Origin of the sequence: Bacillus sp. 3255 (assembly GCF_031456485.1) — a bacterium.
GTDB lineage: Bacteria > Bacillota > Bacilli > Paenibacillales > NBRC-103111 > Paenibacillus_E.
Genome location: NZ_JAVDUS010000028.1, coordinates 51122 through 74180, shown reverse-complemented (window position 1 = coordinate 74180; position 23059 = coordinate 51122). Strand labels below are relative to the sequence as shown.

Below are 23059 nucleotides of genomic sequence, written 5' to 3'. Positions count from 1 at the left end.
GCATCAAAGAACGGCAGTCCGGGACTTCATCGAGTCCGAGACTGCCGTTCCTAATCCACGTTCAAGTTCAGGTACACCTTACTTGAAATGGCCGCGCGGCTTTTTGCCGCTCCATCGTTCATCCACCTTCTCGAGAGCCGATTGATACCTGGCATCCACGCTCAAGCGGTACTGGTTAGTCGTATTCTCCAACGAGCAATGCATCAAGAACATGCCGAAGATGAGCACATCGCCCGCTTGAAATTCGGTTGTCGCCCACTGTCCCCCGAATTTCTCCGTAATGACAAGCGGATCGTCGGTATAATGGCCGATGCCGTCGCGGTCCGAATCTTTCGTACCATACGACTGTTTCAAAGCTTCGAAACGGTGGGAGCCCAGACATATCGCCAGTCCGCCCATCTCATAAGATACATCTCCCAAAGGTGACCATACGGTGTACACATTGTGCGTCCCCCTGCCCATATACACGATGTCGTAATGCGCGCCTGTGAAATCCCCTCGGCCAACGGCTCTCAGCCATTTGTAATGATAGGTCAGCGAAGCTTCTCCGAGAAAACGATCGAAGAAACACATGATCCGCTCCCCGTTGAGAACATCAAGCAGCGCAGGCAGGTCTTCGTTCGTACCCCCCATGAAAATCGTTCGGCTGCCGTCGGCCATCACGCCATCCTCCAGTTGGGTATCCCGGTCGAGCTTCCCCATCAGCGCCATTTTCTCCAGAATACTTGTACGCGCACGCAGCACGGCATCCCGGCCATGAAATCCGCGAATCAGCAAGTAGCCGTCTTCCTCCATCCGCCCCCGCAATGCCTCCGGATCGTCCAATACATCGTTGGAGCTCCTAAGTTCAGTCAGATGTTGACCGCCCATCTCCAGTTCCCTGCTGCCTACTTTGATCCTCATTCCCGCTACACTCCTCTGCCCGTTATCTGATTCAAGTGTAGCGGAAAAAGACCTCCCCCACCATGGATGTCAGTTTCATTTCCATGTATAATTGTACAAACAATTAGTTAATTATCACCGCTTCGTGGACATTTCAATGTATAATCGATCATTCACAAGGAGTGCGGAGAATGAGCTATATGAATATTCCCTACGGGTTGAACCAAGCCTCGGTTTCCCAGTCATCCTTCCTGTCGATCTGGAAGGTGCAGGCAGACAATGCCTACCAGGTTACGAAGGGAGCAGGCTTCGATTTCCCCGGACTTTTCATCACGTATGAAGGCAGCGGCGTGTTCTTGCAAGACAATAGGCAATTCGATTTGCAAGCCGGCACTTATTTCTTCACGCAAGAAGCGATTCCTTGCTCGTACCGGTGCTTGAACAATGACTGGAAATTTTACTTTCTGGATTTCAGCTCCCTTGACATCGCCCGTGAACTCCGGCTGCCTGCAGACAGGGTCGTCTCAACGGTCAAAATAACGGAAGCGACACAGCTGTGCGAGCGGCTGATCGACACCTTGATTGCCGAACCTGTGGGGTATGCTTATTCCGCTAACATCTTCCTGCAGGAGCTTCTGCTGCTTTTGGCCAGGGAGCAATCTGCAGCTCCGGATTCACGCTATTCCGAACTTAACCAGATCTTGATCTATATTCACCGGCACATCGACCAAGCTCTCCGTATCGAAGAGCTGATCGAACGGAGCGGAATGTCCAGGACGGCGTTCTTCACGCGTTTCCGTGCCGTGACCGGACAGCCGCCCGGCGACTACATCTTGAACCTGAAGATAGAGTCGGCCAGAGTATCTCTAGAAACGACGAATTTCTCGGTGAAAGAAATTGCGGCGCAGCTGCAATTTTACGACGAGTTTCATTTCTCCAAGTTGTTTAAGCGCAAATACGGCCTCTCGCCAAGCGCCTACCGGCATACACGCCATTAAACTCAATCGTTTGATGCGAACAATCAACGATCCTGCGCCCGGTACGAACTCGGAGCGATGCCGAAGTACTTCGTAAATGCCCGGGTAAACGAATACAGTTCCGGATATCCAAGCGACAGGGCAATTTCCGTAACGCTCAGATTCGTTTCCCGCAGCAGGTTGGCCCCCTTCTCCAATCTGATTTTTTGCAAATATTGCTGGGGAGAGAGACCGAATTTGCTGCGGAAGCAGGCAAACAGATGCGAGCGGTGAATGCCGACTGAACGCGCGGCATCTTCGATGCGGATGTTTTCCCCTGCGTGCAGGTCCAAATAGTCTTTCACATCGTCAAGCCAACCCTCTCTTCTTACAGGCTCTTCACGCACGGAAGCGTTGTTCATTTTCCAAAACAGATCGTAGAGCAGGCTCGTTTCCCGCAAAACATCTTTGTCCGGCTGGCTGACGGTCTGAAGAATCGTGCGCAGACTTCGAATCACTTCCGAGTTGGCGACGCCCTTGAGCCAAAACGTATCAGGCGTCGGACCTAACTGTGCGACAAGCTGCGGAAGCTGTCCGCCTTCCATGGCCAGCCATATCATTTCCAGCGGTTTCTCCGCTGCTTCATGAATCGTTTCATAGACATAAGGCCGTCTGGGAAATATAACGAATAAGTCTCCTTTCCCCAGCTCCACCGTCCGCTTCCCCGCAGAAACCCGGACTTCCCCCTTCACGACCCAGTGAAAGCTGATTTGGTCGATCATTTTGGGACCTACCGAATAATTAGGCTTGGCTACGTTCTGCCCCGCTCTTACAATCCAGCAGCCTCCGGCCATCTGCACAGGGTGCGGCAGCGAATACCAAAAATCCGCATACTCGTAAGCATATTCCTGCAAGGTCCTCACCCTTTCGATATAAATCCAACATAATGACAAGTGCTAGACATATTGTTATTTTGATATTCCTTTATAATCCTTATACTTATAAGCATAGAGGCTTATCTACATAGTAGAAGGGAGCAGACACTTTGAAAAGACCTAATATTTTACTCATTACAAGCGATCAACAGCACTGGGATACGATTGGCGCCTTCAACACCGAGCTGTCCACTCCCAATCTTGACCGTCTGGTTCGGGAAGGGACCACCTTCACGCGAGCTTACTGTCCGAACCCGACCTGCACGCCGACCCGCTCATCCATCATCACCGGCATGTACCCCAGCCAGCATGGAGCGTGGACACTGGGCACGAAGCTGCTGGAAGACCGCCACACGGTTGGGGAAGATCTGCAAGCCGCTTCTTACCGTACCGCTTTGGTCGGCAAAGCCCATTTCCAACCTCTGCGCAGCACGGAGCAGTATCCGTCCTTGGAATCTTATCCGATCCTGCAGGATTTGAACTTCTGGAAGTCGTTCGATGAAGATTTCTACGGCTTCGAACATGTCGAGCTGGCGCGAAATCATACGAACGAAGCCCATGTCGGCCAGCACTACGCTCTCTGGATGGAAGCTAAGGGCTGCACGAACTGGCGGGACTATTTCGTTGCGCCGACCGGCACGATGGACCCTTCGAAGCTGCACCACTGGGAAATTCCGGAGGAATACCATTACAATACCTGGATTGCCGAAAGATCCGAAGCGCTGCTGGAGCAGTACAAGGAGTCCGGGGAACCTTTCTTCCTCTGGTCCAGCTTCTTCGATCCGCATCCGGACTACCTCGTTCCGGCGCCATGGGATACGATGTACGATCCGGATAAGCTTACCATCCCGACGGTAACGCCGGGGGAGCACGACCAGAATCCGCCGCATTTCGGATTAACGCAGCAGGCCGACCCCGACTTCTCGCATCTGCGCGAGGGCCAGTACGGCATTCACGGGTATCATTCACACGCGACTCTGCCTGAGAGCGAGCGCAAGCAGCTGGTCGCCACCTATTACGGCATGATCAGCTGTATGGACAAATATATTGGCCGAATATTAGACCGGCTTGATGAGCTTGGCTTGGCCGACAACACGATCGTCGTATTCACCACGGATCACGGACATTTCTTCGGCCAGCACGGCCTGCAGTACAAAGGCGGCTTCCACTACGAGGATCTCATCAAGATTCCTTTCATCGTCCGTTATCCCGGCCATGTCCCTGCCGGCCAAACGTCTGCGGCCATCCAATCGCTTGTCGATCTGGCGCCGACATTCCTATCTCTCGCAGGCATCCCCATTCCGCATCACATGACCGGCGTCGATCAAAGCCGCGTATGGACGGGGAAAGCCAGCCAAGCACGGGATCACGCCATCTGCGAATTCCGCCATGAACCGACGACGATTCACCAGAAAACCTACGTTGGTGAACGTTATAAAATTACCGTCTATTATAATCAAACGTACGGTGAAATTTTCGATCTGCAGGAGGATCCGGGGGAAGTCCGCAACCTCTGGAACGATCCGGCCAGCGCCGCCTTGAAATCCGAGCTGCTGCTCAAATATATTTGGGCGGAGCTGGGCAAAGAATCGATGCCGATGCCCCGCATCTGGCACGCCTAACAGCACAGGCTTGAAGACCAAAAAAGGAGTTAAGCGCATAAAGCGGCTTAACTCCTTTTTCGATTTTTACAAAGACGAAGCCGGTTGCTTCTGTTTGCGGCGCAGCCAAATGAAGAGCCCGAATACGATGACACAGGCCATCGACAGCCAAGAGCTGTATAGGAACACTTGTCTCATGCCATAAGCCGCACTCATGATGCCGCCCAGGAACGAGCCGATAATGCGCGCCGCTCCCAGGCTGAGCAGCCCGTTGAGCGTCTGGCCGCTGGCTTTCCATTCCGAAGGCACCTCCCGGTTGATGAACGTGGCGAGCGTCACGGACAACACGATGAAGATGACCCCGTGCAGCACCTGAACCGGAAGAATCCAATGCGGCTGATCGATGATCGAGAATAAATACCAGCGGGCTGCGGATCCAAGTGCTGCGATCACCAAGAGCATCGAAATCGAGACCCGCTTGAATATCCAGCCGGAGAACAGCAGGAACGGCAGCTCGCTCATCGAGGAAATCACCATGGACCAACCCAGCAGCACGTTGTCGGCACCCATTTCCTTGAAGTAAATCGGGAAGAACGCGTAATAATAGCCGAGCGTAATTTGCACGATGAAATTCATCCCCAAATACAGCATCAGCTTGCCGTTGCGGAACAGCTCCCGGAACTGCTTGCCCGTTGCGTTCGCCGTTCGGGAAACCGCCTGCGGGAAGCACCAGAGGAGGAGCAGACCTGCCGCCATCGTTCCCGCATACACAGGAAACATCGAGTTGATGTGCGATTTGGCCACAAATCCGAAAACGAGCGACATTGTAGCAAAGCCGATGGTCCCCCCCAGACGAATCCAGCCGAAATTCCAAGTGGGCCGCCGGTCCAGCTCTTCCAACGTAATGGCATCGCTAATGGCGAAGATCGACGTTTGGAAGAACATGAATATACAGATAAGTACGAGCAAATAAACGAAATTGTGCGACAGCGGGAAGAACAGGATGGAGAGGCCGCTGCCGAGCAGGAGCGATGCAAGCACCCGGTTCTTCGTCTTCGCCTTATCGCCGAGCGCTCCCCATACCGGTTGACCGAACATCGCGATCAGCGGACCGAGGCTTAGCAGCGTTCCGATTTGTTCCTGCGAGAACTTGGTATTATGCAGATACACCGGTAAAAAAGTGCCATAAACCGCATTTCCCATGTAGATGACGGCATAAAATAGCAAAAAAGCGTAGAGTCTCGTTGTCAGCCCCTTCTTTCCAGTGAAATAATGAAAAGCCGGCCCAACATGAAGAAGGGCCAGCTCCGACATAAGGTTATTAAAAATGTACGACAGCTGCCCTCTCGGTTCAAGCATTTTTTTTGGAAGTGCCGAATACGTCGCGTATCGCTTCCAAGTAGGCCATGCCGCTCACCGTATCAGGCTCCAGATAGCTGCCTTCCGTCCATTCGTTCCAAGCATTAATCGTAAATACACACGGACTCGTCTGGCCTCTGTCCAGGAATGATTTGACCCCCTCCAAGGCAATCTTGAATGCTTCCGGCGTATTGCCTGCCAGCGTGGCCATATAGGGGTAGCCCAGCGGCTCGAAGCTTTCCGATTGCACGGTGCGCGGGCTGGAATCCCAGCCCATCGTCACATTCGGGTAATAGGGCAGCTTGTATGCCGCTGTGAATTTCTCGTAATCCAGCAGCGACCGGTCCCGGATCCAAGCATAATCGGTTTCCGGGAACTGATCCACAGGCTGGTGATGGATCCAGACATACGATGTGATGCTGTCCACCCCAAGCTCCTCCAGCACTTCATGTATATTGGTGATTGTCTGCTCAGTCGGGAGAATCTGCAGCCCCCACACGACCACATTCAGATGAAGCTCTCCGCAGCCGGCAGCCCGCACCCGCTCACGGAACTCCCGCAGCACGCGAGCCGTTGCCGCAATGCCGCCCAATCCGCGGATGAGGCTGTGAATCTCGTAGAACGAGACATATAGTCCGCCTTGAACCCGCCAATACGATGGATGGCTGAAGTAATGGCGTATCATATGCTCCGTTGCGGCAACGAACCCCTTCTCGCTGATTTGGCCTGCCGCCTGAATGTTATAAGGCCTGCTGCGCTGAGCCGGATGTATGTCAATCCAATCGTGGTTAGCCCACATGACAGCAAATTTCAAGCGGTCGTTATTAGGGGCTTGCAGGAAGCCCTCATCCAGAGCACGCTGCAGAAACGGTCCGTCCTCGTACCAGTACCAATCGAAGATGAAGGACGTTAAGCCGTGGTCGGCGGCGGCCGCAATCTTGCGTGCCATGACGGACGGGTCCGCCTCATCCTCATAGCCCCACAAAGGTATTTTGGGCTGCCGGTGCCCAGGGAATTTGGGCTCTGCACGCTTTACGAGCTCCCATTCGGTCCAGCCTTCTCCATGCCACTTCGCATTGCGGCTGTCACGATGATAATTCGGAAAATAGTACGCTGCTGCTTCGTAGGATGCCATCTCTAACATCTCCTCTTATGAACAGTGATTAAACTCTATCTTTCCTATCTTTATTGTATAATAGGAATAAATATGTAACCACTTACAAAATACGCAGCAGCCTCATCCTGCCGTGAGGATCAACCGCATTTTCGCTATAATCGCCCAAGACCGGCCGGCCGCAGCATGATACGCTTGAACCAAACGACCGAAAGGGTGAGTCTATTGTCATCTGTCATAAGCCCGGAACATATCGCATTCTATGAGCAAAATGGCTTCGTTCAAGTGGACGGCATCTTGCTTCCAGCGGAGATCGAGGAGCTGACGAGCGCCATGGAAGAAGCGATGAGCGAGCGCTCGGATCGCGCCGTTGCTACGGATGAAAGCAAAGGAGCTTATTACCGCGTACTCAATCAGAAAGTTAACGTTTGGCGGGACCACGGTACAATGGCCAAATATTCCCTGCATGCGCGAATCGCCGAAGCCGCCAAGGCGCTGAGCGGAGCAAGCGGGGTACGCCTGTTCCATGACCACGCCCTGTGGAAAATGCCGCAGGACTCCAAGCCGACGCCTTGGCATCAAGACCTGCCCTACTGGCCGATGAACGAGCCCGGCGCTCTCTCCGCCTGGATTCCGCTCGATGACGTCGATGAGCGGAACGGCTGCATGATGTTCATTCCAGGCTCGCACCAAGCCGGCAAGCTGGCGGGCATTGACCTCGTCAATCCGCAGAATATCTTTGATTTCGTTAAAGGTACGGAGCATGAGCAGGCGAAGCCCGTCATCGTGCCCTTGAAGAAAGGAAGCTGCACCTTTCATCATGGTCAGACCTTTCACTATGCGCATGCCAATTTGACCTCCAACCCTCGCAGAGTGCTGGCGATCATCTATATGCCGGACGGCACGACCTACAGCGGCAAAAAGCATCTCGTCACGGACAGACTCGGACTTCTTCCGGGCAATCCCATCAAGGGAGGAACGTTCCCTCTCCTTGCCTGATCGCCGGGCCGGCCCGTATCTCGTCGTGCGGAATTCTTGTTGAAATGAGTGTGTACGATGACACAGATGAGGAGCAATCAATTTTTCGACAATCCGGACTTCCCCTTCTATGCCGGCTACTACACGGTTTCCCCAGGGGAAATCATCGCCGAGCATTCGCACGAGTTTACCGAGCTGGCTTATATTGCTGATGGCTCCGGGGAGCACAGCTACAATGCGGGAGAATTCTATCCCGTCAAGTCGGGGGATGTCTTCGTCATTGAGCCGGATATCGTTCATGCGTACAAGGTTTCCCCTGCCGAGAAGCTGACGGTGTGCAACCTCTTGTTCATGCCGTCGCTGCTCAAGGCGGAACTTGACACGTTGTCCCTCGTTACCCCTTTCGTCAACTTTTACTACGTCGAGCCCTTCTTGCGAAATAATGTCCGTTTCGTCTCGCGCCTAAGACTCCGAACCAATCAACAGCTCGAAATCGGTTCGCTTCTGGATAAACTGATTGCCGAGCAGAACAGCAAGCCGCTTGGATATGAAACGATGATCAAAACCGGACTGATCCAGCTGTTCATCTCCTTGAGCAGGTTCTACCAGCAGATGGAGCAGCCCGGAGCGAAGCTCGGCCAAGATGAGCAAACCCTGCAAACGATTCTGGCGTTTATCCGCAAGCACTACGCGCAGCCGCTGACCTTGGAGCAGATCAGCCACGTATGCGGCATGAGCGCCTCCGTATTTTCCGCCAAATTCAAGATGTACACCGGCAAAACCTTCATCGAATACCGCAACGATATTCGTCTGGGCATGGCCGAGGAGGCGATCCGGGAAACTTCCGACAAAATAGCGGACATTGCCCTTCAAGTCGGCTTCGACGACCTTAGCTTTTTCAATAAGCTGTTCAAAAAAAAGACCGGGCTTACGCCCGGCCAGCTTCGCAAGAAGCCTGTGTAACGGACGGCGCGACATTTACAAGATCGTTTGGAACGCCGTTTTGTGCTCATTCTTATATTTAATGCCCGTCTGCAAAGTAGAAATCAACATCATATCCCGCCATACGAGCAAATCGGTGACCTCCGCGCGCACATTGAACGAATGCAGCATGATGCGTCCTTGCAGATCGAACAGCTTATAAATACCCGTATTCGCACATACGTACACGCCATCTAGATGCGAAACGAGCCGGTTCAAGCGCATTCCGTCGAACCTCACATGTTGGAAACCGCCCATTTTGTTGCCTATGACCAGTCCGCCGCGGGCTGTCGTTCCGACCAGCATCTGATTGAATACGGCTAACGAAGTGACCGCCTGATTCAGAGGCAGCTCGCACCAATCCCCCGTTAACAGATCGTAAAAGGCAACGCCTTCTTCATAGCCGACGAATAGAAAATGCGGGGTTACGAGCATATCGAACGTTTGCTTCCCGGCGAAGGCCAACGTTTGCCAATTCCCATCGCTGCCGCAAAGCAGCCCCTTCGAGGTCAGGACGAATCTGTCGCCCCAGCCGATCATACGGTAGCAAGCGTCCGTGACACTCGTCCGCTGCCAAATGTCGTCCTCCAGCACATAAAGCCCGCGGTTGGTCGATGCATACAGCTGCATGTCGACCCAGTCCAAGCGGTGGATGTGCAGATGGTCCGGCAAGCCTTGGGACGCAATCTCCCATGAACGAAGCGGCGTGAATTGAAAGACGCCTTTCCCATGCGTGCCTGCGTACAAGACGCCGTCATTGGATGCCGTCAATGTGGTGAAACGAAGCGGCAGCAGGTCATTGCTGGAGTGCCAGAATCGGTTGGTATCCATGAAAGTTCCCCTGCCTTTACATGACTAGCCGGCTGGAGCAGCACGGGCAGCCTTTATTGGTTTCCATATAAACATCCTTCACAAGCCTCAGGTAGTCCATGGATTTGCCGACATCCATTTCCTCCATCCCGATCCGGTACTGCTTGCCGTTTAGCATGTTGAACAGCTCCAAGCGTTCCGGCAGCCTTCCGAATGCCTTGTGGCAGAAGACGACGGTCATATGGCCAAATAATTGAGCGGCTGCCTCGTTGTCCTCCATCACATATTTATGAACGACGAAGGAACCCTGCTCGCACGCCATGACTTGAACAATCATCGATAAGCCAAGCTCAAGCTCCTCCACCCACACATCGCTGCTTTCAAAGAGCATGATCGGCCTTTGAACGGCATTCTCATCCGTCAGCTGGTCGTACAGATGGGCCAACACCCTTGCCTTCACATCCATATAAAAAGCTTTGGACTCGAATTTGCGGCATTTGTTCGTCCATCTTCCTTCGAATTGTTTCGTTAAATACTCGCAGGTTCGTAATGCTGCCGGCATCGAATACCAGTCGTTAATCGCATGGTAAGCCGCATACTGCGTCAGCTGCTTCCAGCCGGGTTCATCGGAGCGGTCGCTGCAGCCTTCCGGCGAAGAACTGCGAATCCAGCTCTCCAATTGATAATCGGTGAGAATTTGCATGGTACCCATGCCCACCCCAACTTCATTCACTTGCATCATATGTATGGGACACCCCGCAATCGTTATTGTGGCAACAACTTGGAAATCTCGGATGGATACATGTATCATTTGTCATTTATCATTTACCAATATCACTTTCCATTTATCATTTTCCATTGATAATGATTTTCAATTTCATCGATTAATTCAAATGATAATGTTTCTCAATTAAACTGTCAAGTTGTAAGCACAAATAACGGAGCTCCCCTCTCATACTTCATTCCATGATCTGACCTTCACCCATCGACCGCTCCGCCGCCTGCTTGATATACAAATTGCGTTGTAATAAGAAATTATGCATATAAGCTTGCAAAAACCAGCGATCGGCCCATTTGCCCAGCACGCCCAACGGGGATGTATAGTTGAAAATATCGATCATCAGCGTACCGTTCTGTACTTCAACAAACTCATGGGCGTGCGTGAACGACTTGAACGCGCCACGTACCTGCTCATCGACAAAACGGCGGGGCCGGTCCATCTCCGTTATCTTGGCGGTGAGCCGCTGTTTGATGCCGAAATGGACCGCTTCCCAGGTTACGGACTGTCCCAATTTAATGAGGCCGCTTGTGACGCCGGCCACCGGCCGCTCTCTCGTTTGTGCGGTAGACTGCGCATGGATATCAATGCTTCTCGCCAAATCGAAGATTACCTCTGCAGGCGCTTCGATTAGCAGTTCTATTCGGATCGTCGGCATGACTTCAGCACTCTTTCTTCCTGTTATTCTTCACGCCAGATTTCCTCGGCGATTCGTTTCAGCACCAGCGCTTGCCGCCACCGGTCGGATATTTCTTTCCCCTCCCTGTCTACTATCGCATAGGAAGGCGGTCCCAGCTCGCATACGAATGGGAACACATCTCCTTCGCTGGCCTTCGCACGCCATTCACGCATCCCTTCCCGCCACCAGCGGGCAAAAGGCTTCACCAACGGATGCTCCCCGTCATCGCCGATATCGATCTGGACTTGGTTGCCGTTCGAGACGCGCGCATGAATGGATGCGGTACGGGTGAGCAGCTCCCCGAACAGTCGCTCGGTGGCGTCATCCTCCCCTTCTTCGCCGATGGCGGCCCCTACGATATAGTGGGACAAATCCATCGTCAGGCGCAGCTCCGGCAGCGCTCTTACGTACTCCGACGTCCGCAGCAAATCCTGCGTAATGCGCCCGCGATGCGTTTCCACATAGAAGGGGATGCCCACATCCGCCGCTTGCCGGATCAAGCTGTCCAAGCCGTTGACGGCGTCGCTGTGTACCATATACGGGCCCAATACTTGGGCGTTGATATAGCGGGCTCCGAACTGCTTCGCTCTCCGCAGGAAGCTGGATATGTCGTCGCCGGCCCACGGGAAAGGAGCCATCTGCACGCCGAAGCTGAAGCCATAGTCTCTCAGCAACCGATGCCAGCGCTCCGCCTCCCGCTCCTCCGGCAGCCGCCCTAAAATGCTGGAAAAGCCGGCTTCCGCCAGCTTCTCGAACTTCTGCTCCATCGACCATTCCGCGCTGCCGTCACCGAGCCCGGACATGGCCCACCACGACTGCCCGACTTCCAATTTCACCTTGTTACTCGCACTCACCCATATCTCCTCCTGCACCGGAAATGTTGTTCGCCTGATTGCTATGCCCATTATAACTTCAACCGAAGGAGCGGGTGAAGTAGGCAAACCGCTCCATCTTCGCACATAACGCCTGCTTACTCGAAAATCTCCTGCAGGAAACGGATAACCTTGCGCTGATGCTCTTCCCCGGTCTCGTGCCCGGAGAACGGATAATCATAGATCCGTTTGGCGCACGTCAAACGATTGTAGGCCGCATACACCGTTTCCGGCATGCACACCGTGTCCTTCCAACCGACGGACATCAATACCGGCGCTTCAATCCGGTGAGCCAGATTGATGATATCGAAGTGCGCCAGCGCATCGAGCGCCGCATCCAGGTCGTCGGGATGACGCTTCACATATTGGGCGACCTCCGTCAGTGAGCCCGTAGAATGAAGCACGCCGTAATCGAGATGGCACAGATTCGGGATGTTCGCCACGACCGCCTTGACGTTCGGGCAGAGCGCGCCGGCCAGCAGCGCCATGCCGCCCCCCTGGCTCGTACCGACCGCAGCGATCCGGCCGGGGTCGATCTCCGGCTGAAGGGCAGCGGCTTCTACAGCCCTCACCACATCAAGAGCCAGGGCCATATAGTAGCTGCGTTCCTTGTTCAGCAGGTTGCGCGACACCCAGCCCTTGGCCGCTCCCGTCTCATCCTGCAGGTAGTTGCCCGTTTCCCCCGTTTGCCCCCGGGCATCGACGGCAAGTACCGCATAGCCCAGCAGGAGCCAGACCGCATAGCGCTCCGGCAAGCCTTTGTCTCCGGTATAGCCCGGAAACGTGATGATGCAAGGCGGCTTGCTGCCCTCCTGCCGGTTCTCCGGCACGAGGAACCAAGTGTGAATCGGGGTGCCGTCATGGCCTGAATAAGTCAGCTTATCCATCCGAACAGCCGGGAATAACGAATCCGTTCTTTCTCTATGTACAGCTAGCGGCTGCCGGGCCGACAATTCGAGCATACCGCTCCAAAAGGCATCGATGTAATCGCGCTCCAGCGTCGCCGCCGGCATATACTGCTCAAGCTCTTTTTTACGTTTGGTAATGACATTCACTTCTTCTCATCCTCTCCGGTTAAAAACCTCAACAATCACAAGGAACTTTCATGTGACTCGGTTTCCATTCTTTGTTAATGCCTGTCCCATCCTCTTTATGCTAAAGCAATCGGCAATTTCTGTATAGTAGAAAAGGCTGCCCCAGCAGTCCTAATCGACCACTGTGACAGCCATTGTTCATTCTTCGAACTGAAACCCTTGAATTCTCACATTCGCCTCACTCGGTTTCACTTCCGGCATTTCAGGCCGCTCGCCGTACAGCTGGGCGAAAATGCCTTCGATCTCATCGCCGGTCAAATCCCCCCGCTTCAACAGCTCTTCCGCGATCGTGTGCACGAAGCGGTCATATTCACGGACGAGCTTCTTCACTTGGAGCATCTGATCTTTCAACAGTTCGTTGATTTTCGGACGTAGCGCCTTCAGCCCTTCGGCCCGCGAGCCGATGGCCAGCCAGCTGAACAGCTCATCGCCCATCCCGACCATGCCCAGGTAGGCACCAGCAAGCTCTGTCGCCTGCTGCAGGTCTGAGGTCACTCCGTTCAACTTCTTGTTCAGGAACTCTTCCTCCACCGCACGGGCAGCCAAGCATACTTGAATCTCCGCCAGAATCTCGCTGTCGCTCCGGTTATACCGCTCATGCGTCGGCTTGGTAGCAGCCAGCCCTAGAGCGCCGCCACGGCGGATGATCGTGACCTTCCACACGCGCTCATGCGGCTTCAGCAGAAACTGGGCGACAGCGTGCCCCGCCTCATGATACGCGACATTGCGCTTCTCGTCGTCCCGCATGGAGCGCAGCGGTTGTTTGAGACCCCACTCATAGGTCTCCATCGCAGCACGGAAGTCTTCGTAGCTGGCCAGTTGAGCTCCCCGCTGGTGGGCGATGACGACCGCCTCGTTGACGATGTGCTTGATTTGGGCCGGGCTGTACCCGATCGTGTCCAAACCGGCAACCTCCGGCGTCAGCGATGCGTCGCGCTTCACTTTCTTCAAGTAGTACTGGAAAATGTCAACCCTGCCGTCATAGTCGGGCACATCGACCCACAGCTGCCGGTCGAACCGGCCAGGCCGCAGCAAAGCCGCATCCAGCACATCGGGCAAATTCGTAGCCGCAACGGTCAACACGGCTGGCCGTTCGGCCTTCTTGCGCCGAAGCCCCAGCGAGCGCAGCAGCTTAGCGATCTTGGTGTTGTCGATGTTCGGCGGATCCATCTGCAGGAGCAGCTCGTTGAGCAGACCCGTGCCCCCGCCCATGCCCATCATCCCCATCATGCCTCCGCCGGCGCCCCCTTGGCGGCTCATGCCGATGGCATCGATCTCATCGATGAAGATGATGCAGGCGCCGTACACTCTGGCGAGCTTGCGCGCCTTCTTGAAGATACCCATCACCTTCAGGTTGCCGACGCCGAAGAACATGTTCTGGAAGCTGGGCGCCGAGGCGTAAGCGAACGGCACTTGCGCTTCATTGGCGATAACTTGCGCCAAATACGATTTCCCCGTCCCCGGGGGACCGCACAGCAGCAAGCCCCGGATCGCCTCACCGCCCATCTCCTTGAACTCTTTGACCCCTTTGAGAAGGGTCACAATGCGTTTGGCATTCTCCACAATTTCGGGGTTCCCCCGATAATCGTCCCAGGTCGCGCCGGTCTCGCCAGGTAATATCCAGTACGTTCGTCCTCTGGCCAAGAACCAGAACAGGGCTACGAACTGGATGATCATGAACATGACTGCGAATAACAACTGGAATAACAGGCTGAGAATCGTCAGTGCGACGTTCCAATAGGTCGGCCCTCCCACCCACAACACGGTGCCGGTTATGACGAGGGCTGCGAGCCAGAGGATGAATGTACGCCACTTAATCCACCGATATCTCCTCATGGCTTCACTTCCTTTCCTGGGACCAACTTTCAGAAGGCCCTTTAAACTGGTTTATTGGAAGATTTTGCGGAAATCCAATAAATATTTGAGAATGACAGCAATCCCGCAGATGAAATAGAAGATCACAAGAATCCAACCTGTAGGATCAATTGAAGATAAATTTACAAGCACATTTAATGGCAGAATGTAATAGAGGACATCTTTCAAATAATCTAACACGAAACTGAAATCGAAAGTTCCTTCCCAAAATGTTCGGAAAAAGGAGATTAAGAAATGCACGATCATCAGCCCGAAAATAGCCCATAAAGTGTAAATCATCCAGCCTGCAACTGTGTTTACCACTTTTCACCACCACCTTGGTACATCTTATGCTAGGAAAAGTGACAGGTGCGGATATTGTGAGATTCAGACTGAAAAACATAGATTACCACCAATATATTCTATTTCTTTCATATTAAGACCGGGGGCGGTTTAAAATCAAGCACAATGTGCAGAGAGCTGGAATTGCAAATAAGCAGATGAAAATAATGGAAATTCACCTCTATGAAATGCCATGCGTAGCCGAGCTGTAATATTCCTGCAGCTATGAGAACCCCCAACCGACCGAGGCTATCGGACACAGCACCAAGCCCATAACGGGAGTTTCTCCTGTTAAATGCTGCCTGATAGAGCCTCGAATGTTGGGTTACTGAAAAACTCCCGTTAATCGGCCCACCCCCGCTGTAATCCGCCTCATCTAGCTCCTAACGGACTCCAATTTACCTATATTAGTCGGCTTTTCGCCGTAATGATGCTCCATTACGCGGATAACGGTACTGGTGGCGTTTACATTTGCAATGCTGGTTATATCCATTCAATTAGGACTGTCGTGTCCATGCAGCGATCGGTCCCAAACAAAAAAGCAGGCACCAGTTTGAACTGGTACCTGCTTTTGTTCTAAAAAATCCGCTGCTTCCAACCGAGCAGCTTGGCAATCGACTCCACATAATAGTAATCGCCGTAAATGAGCGACACGTTCACATTTTGTCCGGCCGGCTTATTGCCCGTACCTTCGCGCAGGATGGCCTGGTGCTCCGGCTGTTCCCATGTGCCGTAGTTCTGCGTCAACGACAGCAGTATCCGTTCGGCAGCCTGCCGGTATACCGCTCCTTCGATGCCTGGCAGGAATTCCGCCAGCTCGATCAGCCCCGATGCCGCGCAGGTGGCAGCGGATGTATCCCGCGGCTCGCCATCGAGCGACTCCGCCGCACGGAAATCCCAGTGTGCGACGTGATCCTCCGGCAAACATGCCAAGAAATAGTTAGCCACGCGCTGCGCTGCGCGCAAGTATCGGGCATCGCCCGTGTAACGGTAGACGTTGGCCAGGCCATGCAGCGCCCAAGCGGCTCCGCGGCTCCAAGCGGACTGAGGTCCGGCGCCTTGGCCACCGAGCGACTCGATGAGCTCGCCCGTCTTCGGGTTGAAGCTCAAAATATGGTTCACCGAGCCGTCCTCGCGAACGAATTTATCCACAACCGTAGTCGCATGCGCTATGGCGATCTGCTCGAAACGCGGATCCTCCGTTACCTGCGAGGCCCAGAACAGGATCGACAGATTCATGGTTGAATCTACGATCGACCAACCGATTTTGTCCTGATTCCAGGCACGCAAGAAATTACCGGCAAGATTGAAGCGGCCCGCCAGGAAATTGGCGGCTGTAACCCCGCGGCGCAAGCCCGTGGCATCGCCTGTCAGCTTATGCTTGATCACGGCAGTCGGCAAATACTGGAACCCGACATCGTGGTGGAAATTGTTGTCGCGCACGCTCGCCTGCTCCAGCTTTTCGTCCCACTGCCAAGCGGCTTCCTTGTAATGCTCTTTGCCCGTCATATCGTACAGGATCCACAGAATGCCCGGCCAGAAGCCGGAGGTCCACCAATCGATCCGCATATCGTCGTAGATGCCGTCTTCCTTCGCCACATGCGGAGATTTCTCTCCAAGCTGCGTAATCATGCGGTCGACCTTCTCCTGCAATGCTTCCCATACCTGGGGCAAAATTTCATCGAATTTCCCGGCATTTTTCCAAACCGCTGTCATCTCGTTCATCGTACAACCTCCCAATATTGTTATTTACCCTTTCACCGCAATAACTTGCGTAACCGTTGGCATCCCTTCGCATGATGCGGTGATCACGGACGTATAGATTCGCTCAATGCCTCCGCCGCCATCCGGTCTAGATGCCAACGAAGAAGCGGGGCCTCCAGCACTGACAAAATCTTTGACTGTTATGCCCGCAGGCAAGCCGCCGGACGGATCCACATAAATGCCTGCACGGCCTGTAGCAAGCTGCGTCAGCCGCGATCCGCGAATCGTGCCCAGATTATCCAACAGCTTCCCGTCGCCGGCTAATCCAAACCGTACGAAAGCCGCCGCATCCGGGCAAAATACTCCCTTCGCATCATAGGCGCATACTTCCGCATAGATGCGTCCGTCTGCCATAGACGCCGTTGTCAGCTTCAGCTGTACCGGCTCGCCCCACGCCTGAGACTGGTACGTGAAACGCAGTTCATCGCTCACCGTTTCGCCGCCCCGCACCGCTACCGCGCGCACTTCGTACTCGCCGGCCCGCAGCTCCGTCTCCCAGCGCAAGCCTGCGCACGGGAAATCCTGCGAGTCTCTGCGCTTGACGCCAAGGCTTACGCCGTTCAGGAACAGCTCGACTTCTTCCGCATTGGAGTAAACCTTGATAAGCTTCCGCTCGCCTTCCTCGCCGGAGCGGACCGGCATCGTATGGCCGTAGATGCGGACCATCGGTTCGTTCGACCAGTACGATTGAAAAACATAGTAAGCTTCCTTCGGCGTCAAATCCCGCTCTACGATCCCTTTCATATTTAAGTACGGAATCGGCGAATCCGGGCGTACCGGCGTTGAGAAATCTTTGAACGACCACTGCGCCGCCCCTGTCAGCCAGCTCATATGCTCTTGGCATTTCAGATACCAATCGATCATTTCACAGAAATACGTCTCCGACCAATCGCCATCACGGGAAACACGCGGCTCGCCGCCCGTGAGCAAATAATCGCCGTCACGTTCGTCGGTTGATCCATCCGTTTTCTTCATCAGCTTGAAGCCCGTGTATGTCTCCTCCACATGCCGTGTCGGCAAATTGTCCGCTCCCCACTCCATATGGAAGAACGAATCGACATTCTCGAAAGCCGTTCTGCAGCTTGATTCGTAGTCCGTGTACACGCCGCGGTACCAGCCGGCCCAGATGGACGGCGAATACACATCAATGATATCTTTGCAAAATTCGCAGCGGCGAATCGAGGTCAAACGACTCGGATCCAGTTCATGCGACAGATCGTGCAGCTGCTTCATGAAAGCGCGGATCTCCTGCTGATCGAAATAATCGAAGTCGCATTCCCAATCGTTCTCGTTGCCAAGTCCCCATAAAATAATCGACGGATGATTATAGTGCTGCTCAATCATCGCCGTCAGCATATCGATGCACTGCTGACGATATTCCGGGCCGCCAAGACCGCCGCGGCACCACGGAATTTCTTCCCAAACGAGCAAGCCGAGCTCATCGCACAGATCCAGCACAATGCGCGACTGCTGATAATGGCCCAATCGGATGAAGTTAGCGCCCATCGCTTTGATCAGCTGCATTTCTTCCCGGATGAGCTCTTCGGTCATCGCCGCTCCGACAGCCGCATGATCCTCATGCCGATGCGTGCCGCGCAGCAGCAGGCGCTCCCCGTTCAATTTAAACGGACCCTGCTTCATAAATTCGAAGCTGCGGAAGCCGAACCGCTCTTGCACCGTTGTCACGCCGTCCTCGCAGCGAAGCTCCACCGCACAGGCATACAGCTGCGGATCGGCAACCGACCATAACTGCGGATTCGCCACCTCGAACGCTGCAATCTCCCGCTCGCCCTGCCACGGCGCCATCGAGACCTCCGTTTGTTCGACGACCGTTCCATCCGGCTGCGTTAACGCAATCTTTAGCTTCAACATGCCCGCGGCGTTATCCGGATTATACAGCTTGGCGCGCACCTTGACCTTACCGCTGGCGGCAGATCCGCCCTTGATCTCGCCGACATCCGTCTGCACATGTACGCCGGCAAGCGAGACCTGCGGTACATAGACGAGGTTCAAATACCGGTACACGCCGCCATACAGATTGAAATCGCTTGCATCCGACGGGATTGTTTCCAGCTCTCTGCCGTTATCGCAGGCAATGGCCACCGGAATGCTTCCGGCATATCGTTCGATGGTCTGTGCCCGCTCCGCAGCTTCCGTGATATCGACCGTAAATTCGTCATAGCCGCCCAGATGCGTATCGACTTTCTCTGTGTACACGTACACGTCCGTTCGCTGGCCTGCCCCTTCGAAATGCAGCAGCGTCCGGCCTTTCGGGAACGGGTTCCGCACGTTCAGCTTGCTCCGGTACCAGCCTTGACCTTGGTAATATTTGCTGTCCGGGTCCATCACATCATAGCCGTTGTAAGTGTGCGGCAGCACGACCGTCTCCCACGGCACGTTGTAATGATTTTGCAGCTTGTCCGCACGCCACACTTCCCATGGGCCGCCAAGCGTACCGCGATAATGCTGCCAATTTTCTATCAATCGTTGCTTTATCATGAACGAGTACTTCCTCCTCTAGCTGCTTTCACTTTACCTGCTACTATCGTATCAAAAAAAAGGAAGTTAAAGTTTAGCCCTCTTATGATAAAATGTTGTTAGATTACGATGAGGAGTATGCGTCATGAAGCTGATGAATTATATGAACTTGAACGTTCATCCGGTCCAGTTATCGTTTTTTAAAAATAGATCGCGCGACTTCGAGGAAATATTTCACGCCCACCAGGGCATGGAGCTGCTTGTCGTCCATGAAGGCAGGGGAATAGCCGTAATTGAGCAACAAATCGTGGAGCTTGCCCCCGGTTCCATCTTCTGCTTCCGCCCTTTTCAACTGCACCGCCTTCGCATTCATAACTTGCCGCAGGAAAGCTACATCCGCTCGTTGTTCGTTCTGGAGCCGGGTGTTCTGGAGACCGCATTGACCGCGTATCCGGCCCTGCAGCAATTCCTGCGCAGCTTATGGAAGGATCCTCTTGCACCACAAACGTTTCAGTGTTCCAACCTCCCGGAGCTGGAGACTCTGTTCCGTCTCTATGCCCCGAGAATTGAAGCAGCGCCGGAACGGGGAACGGAGCGGCTGTTGGAGGAGCAGCTGCTGTTCCTGACAGCGTTCATGCACCAGCTGCGCACGGACGCTGAGGCTGCGCTCTCCGCTAGCGCCGCCCCGGTTGCCCTGCAACCGCGCAGAAGCTCAACGACCGCCGAGCGCATGCTGGCGTGGATCGAAGACAATTACCGCAAGCCCTTCAAGCTGGAAGAGCTAGCCCATGCGGTTCACCTGACGCCTAATCACGTTTCGGCGACTTTCCGCGCGTCAATCGGCAGCACCATCACCGAGTACATCACCGCCAGACGTATCCGCCAAGCCTGCTGGCTGCTGCGAACGACGGACATGTCGGTACAGGACATCGGAGAGGCTGTCGGGCTCGGCAATTTCTCGTATTTTTGCCAGCTGTTCAAGAAGCATGTCGGCTACACGCCATATACATTCAAGGGGATGCATCCACGGCAAGAGCCGGTCTAATCGCGCGTTTCCGCGTATCGGGAGCCGAGGTACAGCCTGCGCCGCGCCTCCGTGCCTCAGCCCCGGACACCGCAGTTTCACAGCGCAATCGCGCTCGATTAGGCCAATAGCAAGCGGCCCTCATTCATCGAATAAGGGCCGCTCTGTCCATTAGCCGGCCGGTTGATCCGTCTCCTCGATCAACTCCAGCTCAAGCACGGTATCTCTTTCATCCGGCAGCGCATAGGTAAAGACCGTCGGCGAAGCAAAGTTGACGAATGCATCGTCCGGGAACATCGCTGCGTTCCAAGGCCTTGACAGCACCAGCTCCGAGCCGTCCGCCAACAGTCGGGCATGCTTAATTTTGCCCTCCAAATTTTGCAGCAAAATAGCCCCGATCTCCTGTTCGAACAAATGGGCGTACAGCTTATTCCCTTTCTGCGTGTAGCGCCCCCAGTCCGGCTTGCTGCGCTTAGCCTGCCCGCAGCCGTAGATGCTGTCGCCGTTCAGGCGCAGCCAATCTCCGACCTGCTCAAGCACATCCAGCGACCACTGCGGAATGCGACCTTTCGCATCGGGCCCGATATTCAGCAGCAGGTTGCCGTTCTTGCTGACGCACTCCACCAGCTTGCGAATCACCGTTTTCGCCGATTTGTGCGCACGGTCCGCAGGTGCATACCCCCAGTTGTTATTTAACGTGATGCACGCCTCCCATGGGATGGGTGCGCCTTGGTTATCCGTCACACCGCTTGGAGGGATAATTTGTTCGGGCGAAGCAAAATCACCCGAGAACTCCGCCGGATGCTCCGTATATATACTGCTCTGATGCTCGTTGTTCCGCTCCAGCCGGTTATCAATGACGATGTGAGGCTGCAGTTCGCGAATCATTCGCACCAGCTCCGTCGCCCGCCATTTCTCCCCGCTCATGTCTCCGTAGGAGAAATCGAACCACATGATATCCAGCTTACCGTAACCTGTCAACAGCTCGCGAACTTGTCCGTGCATATATTCCAAATACCGCTCGAACTGTTCCTCGGTCCGCTGAAAAGCTTCGTTATCCCGCATCGGATGGTACGCATCCCCATAAGCCGGATAATCCTCGTGATGCCAGTCGATTAAGGAGTAGTACAAGCCTACTCGCAAGCCTTCGGCGCGAAACGCTTCCACGAATTCCTTAACCAAGTCGCGGCCGGCCCTGGTATGCACCGAGGTGAAATTGGTCAATTGGCTGTCGAATAGACAGAAGCCATCGTGATGCTTCGCCGTGAGTACAGCGTATTTCATGCCGGCCTGTTTGGCCGCCTTGGCCCAGCTCACCGGATCGTAATCGGCAGGATCGAACTCATCGAAATACGCGGTATACTGCTCCGCCGACATGCGCTCGATTCCGCGAACCCATTCTCCGCGGGCGGGAATCGCATACAGCCCCCAATGAATGAACATGCCGAAGCGCGCGTCGCGAAACCAGCGCGTACGTTCCTCACGTGCTTGAACGATAGATGTTGACATAGTCTACGCCTCCTTATTATTGCGAATCGGAATAACCATGTTCCACGTATTTCGGCCGCTGAAGCCGCCTGTCCCGTCCGCCGTCGCAGCGAATAAATGCGTTGGCTGGCCTTCCCGGAACAGCAGGAAGGGCCTTTCGAAATTGCCCATATGCTGCGTCGTTCCGTCATTCCAAGCCACGATTCTGGAATATGATTTCGGGTTATCACTTACTTGCCACTTCAATCCGTCGACGGACCGCGCATGGATGCCGCCGTGCTTTTCCCCGGCTACGTTCCCGTTCATATCTTTGGCGATCATTTCGTAACCGCTTTCCGTTCGCCAAACGAACGGGTCTTCCAAATGAATATCGGACGGCGGGAAAATCGGTTCGTCGCTCACCGCATAATAAGGTCCCCTGTAATGATCCGCCCGTGCAGCACCTAAGGACATATCGCTGTATTCATGCCCTTCATAGGCTCTGGCTTTGTAAATGAGCAGAACCGATCCGTCTTCGTGTACGCAAGGAGCCGGATTCGATGTCAGGTAACTATCATATTTCCCAGGACGTACATCCAGAATCGGCGAATCCAGTCTCTCCCACGGTCCTTCGACATGCCGGGATATCGCGAGCCCGATTCGTTTGTTGGACCTGGCCACGATGCAGCGGGGATCGCTCAACCCGTAAGGCTCTCCGGGAGCGACATCAGGGAAAGGATGCGTTGTCCCCATGTAGTACAACAAATAATGGCCATCGTGCTTCACAATATGGGGATTATGCGTGCTCCGGCCGTCCCAGTATTCCGCTCCTCGGGCCGGGAGCACGACCTCTTGAAACCGGTAAGGCCCTTCGGGCGTATCGGATACGGCCCGGACGACCTCCGACCGGACCAACCATCCCGGATGCATCGGAAGTTCCTTGGGCCAGCGGGAAGCGAACATATGGAAGCGCCCGTCCTCGCCTTGGACGACAGAGCCGCACCACACCCAGTAGCCTTCCATGGCAAAGCCTCCGTTCCTGGGAGCAGGAAGCAGACGTTCATACAAACTTTTGGACAACGAATCTCACT

The 23059-nt window shown here is 54.4% G+C and carries 20 protein-coding genes; 5 read left to right on the top strand and 15 right to left on the bottom strand.

All coding sequences use genetic code 11. From position 1 onward, the window contains the following. Positions 1-78: 78 nt before the first annotated feature. The gene (locus tag J2X61_RS32600; protein ID WP_310194224.1) at positions 79-903 is read right to left on the bottom strand and encodes a phytanoyl-CoA dioxygenase family protein; all 825 of its coding nucleotides are present in this window, start codon (positions 901-903) and stop codon (positions 79-81) included. Positions 904-1073: 170 nt separating this feature from the next. Between J2X61_RS32600 and J2X61_RS32595 the strand changes: the two genes are divergently transcribed. Further along, entirely contained in the window at positions 1074-1880 is an 807-nt protein-coding gene (locus J2X61_RS32595; RefSeq protein ID WP_310194221.1) for an AraC family transcriptional regulator, read from the top strand. Positions 1881-1903: 23 nt separating this feature from the next. Here the strand turns inward: J2X61_RS32595 and J2X61_RS32590 are convergent, their stop codons facing one another. Further along, entirely contained in the window at positions 1904-2752 is an 849-nt protein-coding gene (locus tag J2X61_RS32590; RefSeq protein ID WP_274467757.1) for an AraC family transcriptional regulator, read from the bottom strand. A 131-nt stretch (positions 2753-2883) separates the two neighbouring features. On the opposite strand from J2X61_RS32590, the gene J2X61_RS32585 reads away from it, so the two are divergent. Further along, positions 2884-4395, top strand: coding sequence for a sulfatase family protein (locus J2X61_RS32585; protein ID WP_274467756.1), 1512 nt, complete (start codon positions 2884-2886; stop codon positions 4393-4395). Positions 4396-4461: 66 nt separating this feature from the next. Here the strand turns inward: J2X61_RS32585 and J2X61_RS32580 are convergent, their stop codons facing one another. Next, positions 4462-5688 (bottom strand): MFS transporter, encoded by a 1227-nt coding sequence (locus J2X61_RS32580; protein ID WP_396135529.1) that lies wholly within the window; start codon positions 5686-5688, stop codon positions 4462-4464. 37 nt (positions 5689-5725) lie between these two features. Next, entirely contained in the window at positions 5726-6877 is a 1152-nt protein-coding gene (locus J2X61_RS32575) for a glycosyltransferase WbsX family protein (RefSeq protein WP_310194217.1), read from the bottom strand. 195 nt (positions 6878-7072) lie between these two features. On the opposite strand from J2X61_RS32575, the gene J2X61_RS32570 reads away from it, so the two are divergent. Further along, positions 7073-7846, top strand: coding sequence for a phytanoyl-CoA dioxygenase family protein (locus J2X61_RS32570; protein ID WP_310194214.1), 774 nt, complete (start codon positions 7073-7075; stop codon positions 7844-7846). Positions 7847-7903: 57 nt separating this feature from the next. Continuing rightward, positions 7904-8788, top strand: coding sequence for an AraC family transcriptional regulator (locus tag J2X61_RS32565; RefSeq protein WP_310194211.1), 885 nt, complete (start codon positions 7904-7906; stop codon positions 8786-8788). 15 nt (positions 8789-8803) lie between these two features. On the opposite strand, the gene J2X61_RS32560 is transcribed toward J2X61_RS32565, so the two are convergent. The 9 genes from J2X61_RS32560 to J2X61_RS32520 form a co-directional block, all read right to left on the bottom strand. After that, on the bottom strand, positions 8804-9637 hold the full coding sequence (locus tag J2X61_RS32560) for a hypothetical protein (RefSeq protein ID WP_310194208.1): 834 nt from the start codon (positions 9635-9637) through the stop codon (positions 8804-8806). A 16-nt stretch (positions 9638-9653) separates the two neighbouring features. Continuing rightward, a complete protein-coding gene (locus tag J2X61_RS32555) occupies positions 9654-10358 on the bottom strand; it encodes a hypothetical protein (protein WP_310194205.1) in 705 nt (234 codons plus the stop codon). Positions 10359-10575: 217 nt separating this feature from the next. After that, on the bottom strand, positions 10576-11052 hold the full coding sequence (locus J2X61_RS32550) for an SRPBCC family protein (RefSeq protein ID WP_310194202.1): 477 nt from the start codon (positions 11050-11052) through the stop codon (positions 10576-10578). 23 nt (positions 11053-11075) lie between these two features. Next, entirely contained in the window at positions 11076-11927 is an 852-nt protein-coding gene (locus J2X61_RS32545; protein ID WP_310194199.1) for a sugar phosphate isomerase/epimerase family protein, read from the bottom strand. A gap of 116 nt (positions 11928-12043) precedes the next feature. Further along, complete coding sequence (locus J2X61_RS32540; RefSeq protein ID WP_274467748.1) at positions 12044-13000, bottom strand: acetylxylan esterase; 957 nt, start codon at positions 12998-13000, stop codon at positions 12044-12046. A 177-nt stretch (positions 13001-13177) separates the two neighbouring features. Continuing rightward, a complete protein-coding gene (locus tag J2X61_RS32535) occupies positions 13178-14875 on the bottom strand; it encodes an AAA family ATPase (RefSeq protein ID WP_274467747.1) in 1698 nt (565 codons plus the stop codon). Positions 14876-14926: 51 nt separating this feature from the next. Next, a complete protein-coding gene (locus J2X61_RS32530; protein ID WP_274467746.1) occupies positions 14927-15217 on the bottom strand; it encodes a hypothetical protein in 291 nt (96 codons plus the stop codon). Positions 15218-15811: 594 nt separating this feature from the next. Further along, positions 15812-16951: a glycoside hydrolase family 88 protein gene (locus J2X61_RS32525; protein WP_396135530.1), complete on the bottom strand. Its 1140-nt coding sequence runs from the start codon at positions 16949-16951 to the stop codon at positions 15812-15814. Positions 16952-16984: 33 nt separating this feature from the next. Beyond that, a complete protein-coding gene (locus tag J2X61_RS32520; protein ID WP_310194188.1) occupies positions 16985-19498 on the bottom strand; it encodes a glycoside hydrolase family 2 TIM barrel-domain containing protein in 2514 nt (837 codons plus the stop codon). A 124-nt stretch (positions 19499-19622) separates the two neighbouring features. Between J2X61_RS32520 and J2X61_RS32515 the strand changes: the two genes are divergently transcribed. Further along, positions 19623-20522, top strand: coding sequence for an AraC family transcriptional regulator (locus tag J2X61_RS32515; RefSeq protein ID WP_274467743.1), 900 nt, complete (start codon positions 19623-19625; stop codon positions 20520-20522). Between the two features lie 150 nt (positions 20523-20672). On the opposite strand, the gene J2X61_RS32510 is transcribed toward J2X61_RS32515, so the two are convergent. Then, positions 20673-22010: an alpha-L-fucosidase gene (locus tag J2X61_RS32510; protein WP_310194185.1), complete on the bottom strand. Its 1338-nt coding sequence runs from the start codon at positions 22008-22010 to the stop codon at positions 20673-20675. Between the two features lie 3 nt (positions 22011-22013). Then, positions 22014-23048, bottom strand: a complete 1035-nt coding sequence (locus tag J2X61_RS32505; protein ID WP_310194182.1) for a glycoside hydrolase family protein — start codon at positions 23046-23048, stop codon at positions 22014-22016. Positions 23049-23059: the final 11 nt, after the last annotated feature.